6 protein-coding genes are annotated in these 5,671 nt (G+C 67.5%); 1 reads left to right on the top strand and 5 read right to left on the bottom strand.

What is annotated here, in order from left to right:
• Positions 1 to 114 precede the first annotated feature (114 nt).
• Positions 115 to 1,401 (top strand): dihydroorotase, encoded by a 1,287-nt coding sequence (locus tag D3261_RS19215; RefSeq protein WP_120075189.1) that lies wholly within the window; start codon positions 115 to 117, stop codon positions 1,399 to 1,401.
• Here the strand turns inward: D3261_RS19215 and D3261_RS19210 are convergent.
• The 5 genes from D3261_RS19210 to D3261_RS19190 form a co-directional block, all read right to left on the bottom strand.
• Positions 1,391 to 1,606, bottom strand: coding sequence for a hypothetical protein (locus D3261_RS19210; RefSeq protein WP_120075187.1), 216 nt, complete (start codon positions 1,604 to 1,606; stop codon positions 1,391 to 1,393). The two genes, D3261_RS19215 and D3261_RS19210, sit on opposite strands and share 11 nt — an antisense overlap.
• Positions 1,607 to 1,660: 54 nt before the next feature.
• Positions 1,661 to 2,005, bottom strand: a complete 345-nt coding sequence (locus D3261_RS19205) for a hypothetical protein (protein WP_120075186.1) — start codon at positions 2,003 to 2,005, stop codon at positions 1,661 to 1,663.
• 1 nt (position 2,006) lies between these two features.
• Positions 2,007 to 2,981, bottom strand: a complete 975-nt coding sequence (locus D3261_RS19200) for an ABC transporter permease (protein WP_120075184.1) — start codon at positions 2,979 to 2,981, stop codon at positions 2,007 to 2,009.
• Between the two features lie 28 nt (positions 2,982 to 3,009).
• Positions 3,010 to 4,062 (bottom strand): ABC transporter permease, encoded by a 1,053-nt coding sequence (locus D3261_RS19195; protein ID WP_120075182.1) that lies wholly within the window; start codon positions 4,060 to 4,062, stop codon positions 3,010 to 3,012.
• A gap of 39 nt (positions 4,063 to 4,101) precedes the next feature.
• On the bottom strand, positions 4,102 to 5,671 hold a 1,570-nt coding region (locus D3261_RS19190), incomplete at its 5' end, for an ABC transporter substrate-binding protein (protein WP_147465007.1).

The raw sequence follows: 5,671 nt of genomic DNA, 5'->3' as shown, positions 1-5,671 counted from the left end.
GGGGAGAGCGAGCCGGGAGCCGTCGTGCGGGCGGTCGAGACGGCGCTCGTCGAAGGTGGAGGGAAGACGACCGGCGACCGGGAGGCTTAGGCCCGCGGACGCGGTGACTGCGGTATGCTCATCACGAACGCGACGCTCGCCGACGGCCGCCGGCGCGACGTCCGCGTCGACGGCGAACGGATCGCCGCCGTCGAGGGCGGCCTCGACCCGCGCGCCGACGAGCGGGTGATCGACGCCGACGGCGACCTCCTCCTGCCGGGGATGATCGACACCCACGTCCACTTCCGGGAGCCGGGATTCCCCGAGAAGGAGACCTGGGCCACGGGAAGCCGGTCGGCGGCAGCGGGCGGGGTCACCACGGTCGTCGACCAGCCGAACACGGAGCCGCCGACGGTCACGGGGGAGGGGTTCGACGCGAAGGCCGACCTCGCGGCCGACTCGCTCGTGGATTTCGGGATCAACGGCGGCGTCACGCCCGACTGGCACCCCGAGGAACTGTTCGAGCGGCCGCTGTTCGCGCTCGGCGAGGTGTTCCTCGCCGACTCCACGGGTGAGATGGGTATCGACGCCGATCTGTTCACAACAGCTGCCCGCGAGGCCGCCGACCACGAGGTCCCCGTGACCGTCCACGCCGAGGATGCGACCCTATTCGACGAAAGTGCGACCGAGCGCGACGACGCCGACGCCTGGAGCGCCTACCGAGCCGCCGAGGCCGAGGCCGTCGCCGTCGAGCGCGCGTGTGCGGTCGGTCGGGAGGTTGGCTCGGGGGTGCACATCGCCCACACGAGTACTCCTGAAGGCGTCGACGCCGCCCACGAGGCGGGGATGACCTGCGAGGTCACACCCCACCACCTCCTGCTCTCGCGCGACGACCTCGACGACCTGGGCACCTTCGGGCGGATGAATCCCCCACTCCGGAGCGAGGAACGGCGGGCCGCGGTCTACGACCGCGTTCGGGACGGGACGGTCGACGTGATCGCGACCGACCACGCACCCCACACCCGCGCCGAGAAGAACGCAGGGATCTGGGACGCTCCGAGCGGGGTGCCGGGCGTCGAGACCGCGCTCCCACTCCTACTGGAGGAAGCCCGTCAGAATCGCCTGAGCTACGAACGCGTCCGCGACCTCACGGCCGCGAACCCCGCCGCCGTCTTCGACCTCCCGCGGAAGGGCCGGGTCGAGGCAGGTCGGGACGCCGACCTCGTGCTGGTCGACCCCGACTCGCCGCTCGAGATCCGTGGCGAGGAACGCTACTCGAAGGCCGGCTGGACCCCGTTCGAGGGCCGGAACGGCGTCTTCCCGAAACTGACGATGGTTCGCGGGGAGACGGTCTACGAACGGGACGAGGACGGCGAGCGCTTCGGCGAGGCGGGCGGCGAAAACGTTCGTCTCAGTCGGTGAGAGACGAGACGAGGAGCACCAAGCCGACGAGAACGAGGACGACACCGTTGAGGCGGGTCGTCGCGGTGCCGAACGTACCCGGTACCGACGCGCCGGCGAGCGAGCCGACGTCCCGGTGTCGATCCGTGGTGGCGGGTCGGACGAGGAGTGCCACCCCGACGGTGACCGATACCACGCTGGCCCCGAGGAGGATCTGACGGCTCATCGATTCGAGGAGGGGTTCCTGTCGGATAACGGTTCATTGAGGCGGGTGCTCTGCTTACCCGATGGCGACCGTCACCACGACGACGCCGACCATCACGCCCGCCCCGAACCCCGAAATCCGTGTCATGGCGCGCCGTGAATCCGCCTCGGTCCAGTCAGAGTCGGCGTCGAGATAGGTCTGAAGCGACTCGATACCGCGGCCCGCGAGCACCGACCCCGACCAGCCGAGCACGCCGAAACCGAGCACGAGCGCGCCGACCGCGAACGTCTGCGTGCTGGCGAAATCGAGGTTTCTGAGAAACGAGAGGCCGAGCACGGCGAGGCCGCCGGCGAGGACACCGACCGCCGCGGCGGTGCCGAGAAGGCGGGCTCGAACGAGGAGCCATTCCTGGAGGTCCACCTCAGTCGATGGCCTCGCGCATCCGGGGGTCGAGTGCGTCGCGCATCCCGTCCCCGAGCAAGTTGAACCCGAGCACGGTGAGCGCGAGCAGGAGGCCAGGGAAGAACGACCACCACCACTGCCCGGTGAGCAGCCCCTGGTCCACGCCGTTCGAGAGCATCAGGCCCCACGAGGGCGTACCGGTGGCCGCACCGAACCCGAGGAACGAGAGCGCGGCGAGGTCGATGATCGCCAGCCCGAAGTTGAGGGTGCTCTGGACCGTGATGGGCGCGAGACAGTTCGGCAGGATGTGCCGGACGATGATCCGGGGGCTCGTCGCGCCGAGCGACTCGGTGGCGTCGACGTACTCGTCTTCGAGCACCGCGAGCGCCGCGCCGCGGATCACGCGGGCGAACCGCGGGGTGTAGACCAGCGTGAGCGCCGCGACCGCCCGCCAGAGCCCGAGGTCGTCGGGGAAGATGGCGACCAGCGCGAGCGCGAGCAGGAGCGAGGGGAACGCGAGCAGGACGTCCATCGTCCGCATCACGACGTTGTCGGTGATGTCGCCGAAGTAGGCCGCGACGATCCCGAGCCCCACGCCGGCGACCGTCGAGATCCCCACCGTGATCGTGCCGTAGAGCATGGCGTACCACGCGCCGTAGAGCACGCGCGGGAAGATGTCACGGGCCTGGCCGTCGGTGCCGAACGGGTAGTCCAGGAAGCCGACGGGCTGGAGGGTCGCACTCGGATCCCCGAAGAGGTGGACCCACCAGCCGGGTGCCTGGCGCGGCGGGTTCTGACCGAACTGGGTGAGTGAGATGGCTTCGAGGCCGATGAACAGCTTGGCGTAGAGCGCGACCACGACCATCACGACGATGATGGTGAGCCCCGCGAGCGCCAGCCGATTCGAGAGGAGGTCCGAGAGGAACGGCGACGCCCGAAGGCGGTCGAAGAGCCCCCGCGACTTGGTGGCCCCCACCTCGGTTTCGGTGCTCATCGCGCCCCCTCCGTTTCAGTGGGGACGTTCATTGCTGGATCCTCGGATCGAGCACGGAGTAGGTGATGTCGACGCCGAGGTTCACGAGCGTGAAGAGGAACGCGAACACCAGCACCGTGCCCTGCACCACGGGGTAGTCGCCCACCTCGATCGCCTGTACCAGGAGGGTGCCGATACCGCCGATCCCGAACACCGTCTCGGTGAGCACCGCACCGCCGAGCAGCGAGCCGAACTGGATCCCGATCACGGTGATGACGGGGATCAGCGCGTTGCGGAGCCCGTGTTTCATGATCGTGATCTTCGCACCCTGGCCCTTCGCCCGCGCGGTGCGCATGTAGTCCTGCCTGATGACCTCGAGCATCGACGACCGCATCATCCGCGAGATCAGCGCCATCGAGTAGATCCCGATCGTGAGCGCCGGCAGGATCATGTGGTCCACCGCCGAGAAGAACGGCGCGAAGTTCGCGGGGTCGAAACCCGTCGTGACCGTTTGCTGGACGCCCTGGATGAACGTATCCACCGTGATCAGCCCCGTGATGGGCTCGATCGAGAAGGCCTGGGAGTCGATCCGGCCGCTGGTGGGGAGCCAACCGAGCACCTGCGAGAACACTAGGATGACGAGCGGGCCGCTCCAGAAGATCGGGATGCTGATCCCGGAGAGGGCACCCACTCTGGTGAGGTGGTCGGTGATGGTGTCCTGGTTGACTGCGCTGATGATCCCCAACGGGATCCCGAGCAGGATACCGATGAGCTGGCCGTAGAAGGCGAGCTCGATCGTCACCGGCAGCTTGTTGGCGAGGATCGTCGTCACCGGCGTGTTGCGCTGGATGGTGTACGACTGACCGAGGTCGAACTGCGCGACGTCGGCGAGGAAGCGACCGTACTGCACCCATATCGGGTCGTCGAGCCCGAGCTGCTGTTCGACCTGATTCACGAACGCCTGCGAGGCGCGCTGACCCGCGATCACCCGTGCGGGGTTGCCCGGCGAGAGCTGGAGGATGGCGAAGACCACCGTCGCCACCCCGAACAGCACCGGGACGAGCAACAACAGACGCTTGGCGATGAAGCGCACCGAGACCATCAGGCGGCCACCCCGTAGAGCGCGTGTGCACCGCGTGGCTCACCCATCGAGCGTGACGAGGTTGAGGTAGGGCCCGCTGATCGCGGCGGGGGTGTAGTTGCTCACGCGGTTGTTGACCCCGCGGAGTTCCTTCGCGTAGTCCATGAAGACCCACGGTGCCTCGTCGTGGGCGATCTGGCTGGCCTGTTTGTACTTCTTCTTCCGGGTGGCCGTGTCGTAGGTTGACTGGGCGTCCCCGACGAGGGTCATGTAGTCCCGGTTGGCCCAGCCCGAGACGTTGGAGGTGTTGTAGCCCTCGGTGTCGAAGCTCACCCAATCCTGGCCCTGGGTGAGCTTGTCCTCCTCGACCTGTGGGTCCAGGAGAACGTACATGAAGTTGTCCGGGTCGGCGTTGTCGGTGTACCAGCCGAGGAAACACGCGTCGTGTTTGCCCTCCTGGGTGTAGGTCAGGAACGGGTCGAACGACATCTGGTTGACCGAGACCTCGATCCCGACCTCCGAGAGGTTCGATTTCACGGTTTGGGCCGTCGGGAGCGGCGAGGGGTTGTAGCCCCGTGGGTTCTTGAACGTCGAGAGCTCGAAGCTGAAGCCGTCGCCGTAGCCCGCCTCCTCCAGCAGCGACTGGGCCTTCTCGGTGTCGTAGGCGTAGGGGTCGATGCTCCCGTTGTGACCCATCACGTTCGGCGGCAGCGGCTGGGAGGCCTGGCTCGCGAAGCCCGAGTAGATGTTCTCGACGATCGCCTTGGTGTTGATCGCGTAGCTGATCGCCTGGCGGACCTTCTTGTTCTGGAAGGGCTTCACCGACGCCATGTTGAACGCCATGTAGCCGACGTTGATGCCGTCGATCTGGCGGAGCTCGGCCGCGTCGGCCGACTGGAGCTGCTGGGAGGACTGGGCCCCCAACCCGTCGACGATGTCGACCTCGCCTTCGGCCAGCGACTGTGCACGCGTCGAGTTCTGGCCGATGGTCTCGAAGACCACGCCGTCGACGTTCGGGCCCTGCCCCCAGTACTGCTTGTGGGCCGACAGCCGGATGACCTCGTTCGCGTCGTCGAGGTTCTCGAGGCTGAACGGCCCCGTCCCGACCGGTTTCTTCGCGAGGTCGCGCTCGGACTCGATGGCCTTCTTCGAGTGCACCGACGCCGCGAACATCGCGAGGTTCCGGAGGAACGGCGCGTACTTCTGGGTGAGCTCGATCGTGAGCTCGTTCTTGCCCTTCGTCGAGATGTCGTCGATCCAGTTGCCGAGGGTGAACGGCCCGTAGCCCGAGACGTAGTCGTCGCCCGGGTAGTACTGGTAGCTCGAATCCGTGAAGCGCCGGTAGGTGGCCACGAAGTCGTCGGCGGTGAACGTCTCGCCGTTGTCGAAGACCGCGTCCTCACGGAGGGTGAGGGTCGCGGTCGTCCCCTCGAGGTTCCAGTCGGTCGCCAAGCCCTTCGTGAGCGTCGACTTCCCGGGTTTGAAGTTGATCAGGGTGTCGTAGATCTGTTCGGTGACCTTCGCGACCTCGCCGCTGGTGGAGTTCTGCGGGTCGAGCGTCGCGGAGTGGCTCCCGCGAGCGTAGGCGAGGGTGTTGGCCCCGCTCCCGCCACCGCCGCCACCGCTGTTG

The organism is Halococcus sp. IIIV-5B (assembly GCF_003602035.1).
Classification (GTDB): Archaea; Halobacteriota; Halobacteria; order Halobacteriales; family Halococcaceae; genus Halococcus; species Halococcus salsus.
Note: the sequence above shows the minus strand (reverse complement) of the source record. Positions and strands in the feature narration are given on the sequence as shown.

What these genes read in the sequence shown, in the direction of transcription:
- D3261_RS19215 (WP_120075189.1), top strand. Translation starts at nt 115, where the DNA reads ATGCTCATCACGAACGCGACGCTCGCCGACGGCCGCCGGCGCGACGTC.
- D3261_RS19210 (WP_120075187.1), bottom strand. Translation starts at nt 1,606, where the DNA reads ATGAGCCGTCAGATCCTCCTCGGGGCCAGCGTGGTATCGGTCACCGTC.
- D3261_RS19200 (WP_120075184.1), bottom strand. Translation starts at nt 2,981, where the DNA reads ATGAGCACCGAAACCGAGGTGGGGGCCACCAAGTCGCGGGGGCTCTTC.
- D3261_RS19195 (WP_120075182.1), bottom strand. Translation starts at nt 4,062, where the DNA reads ATGGTCTCGGTGCGCTTCATCGCCAAGCGTCTGTTGTTGCTCGTCCCG.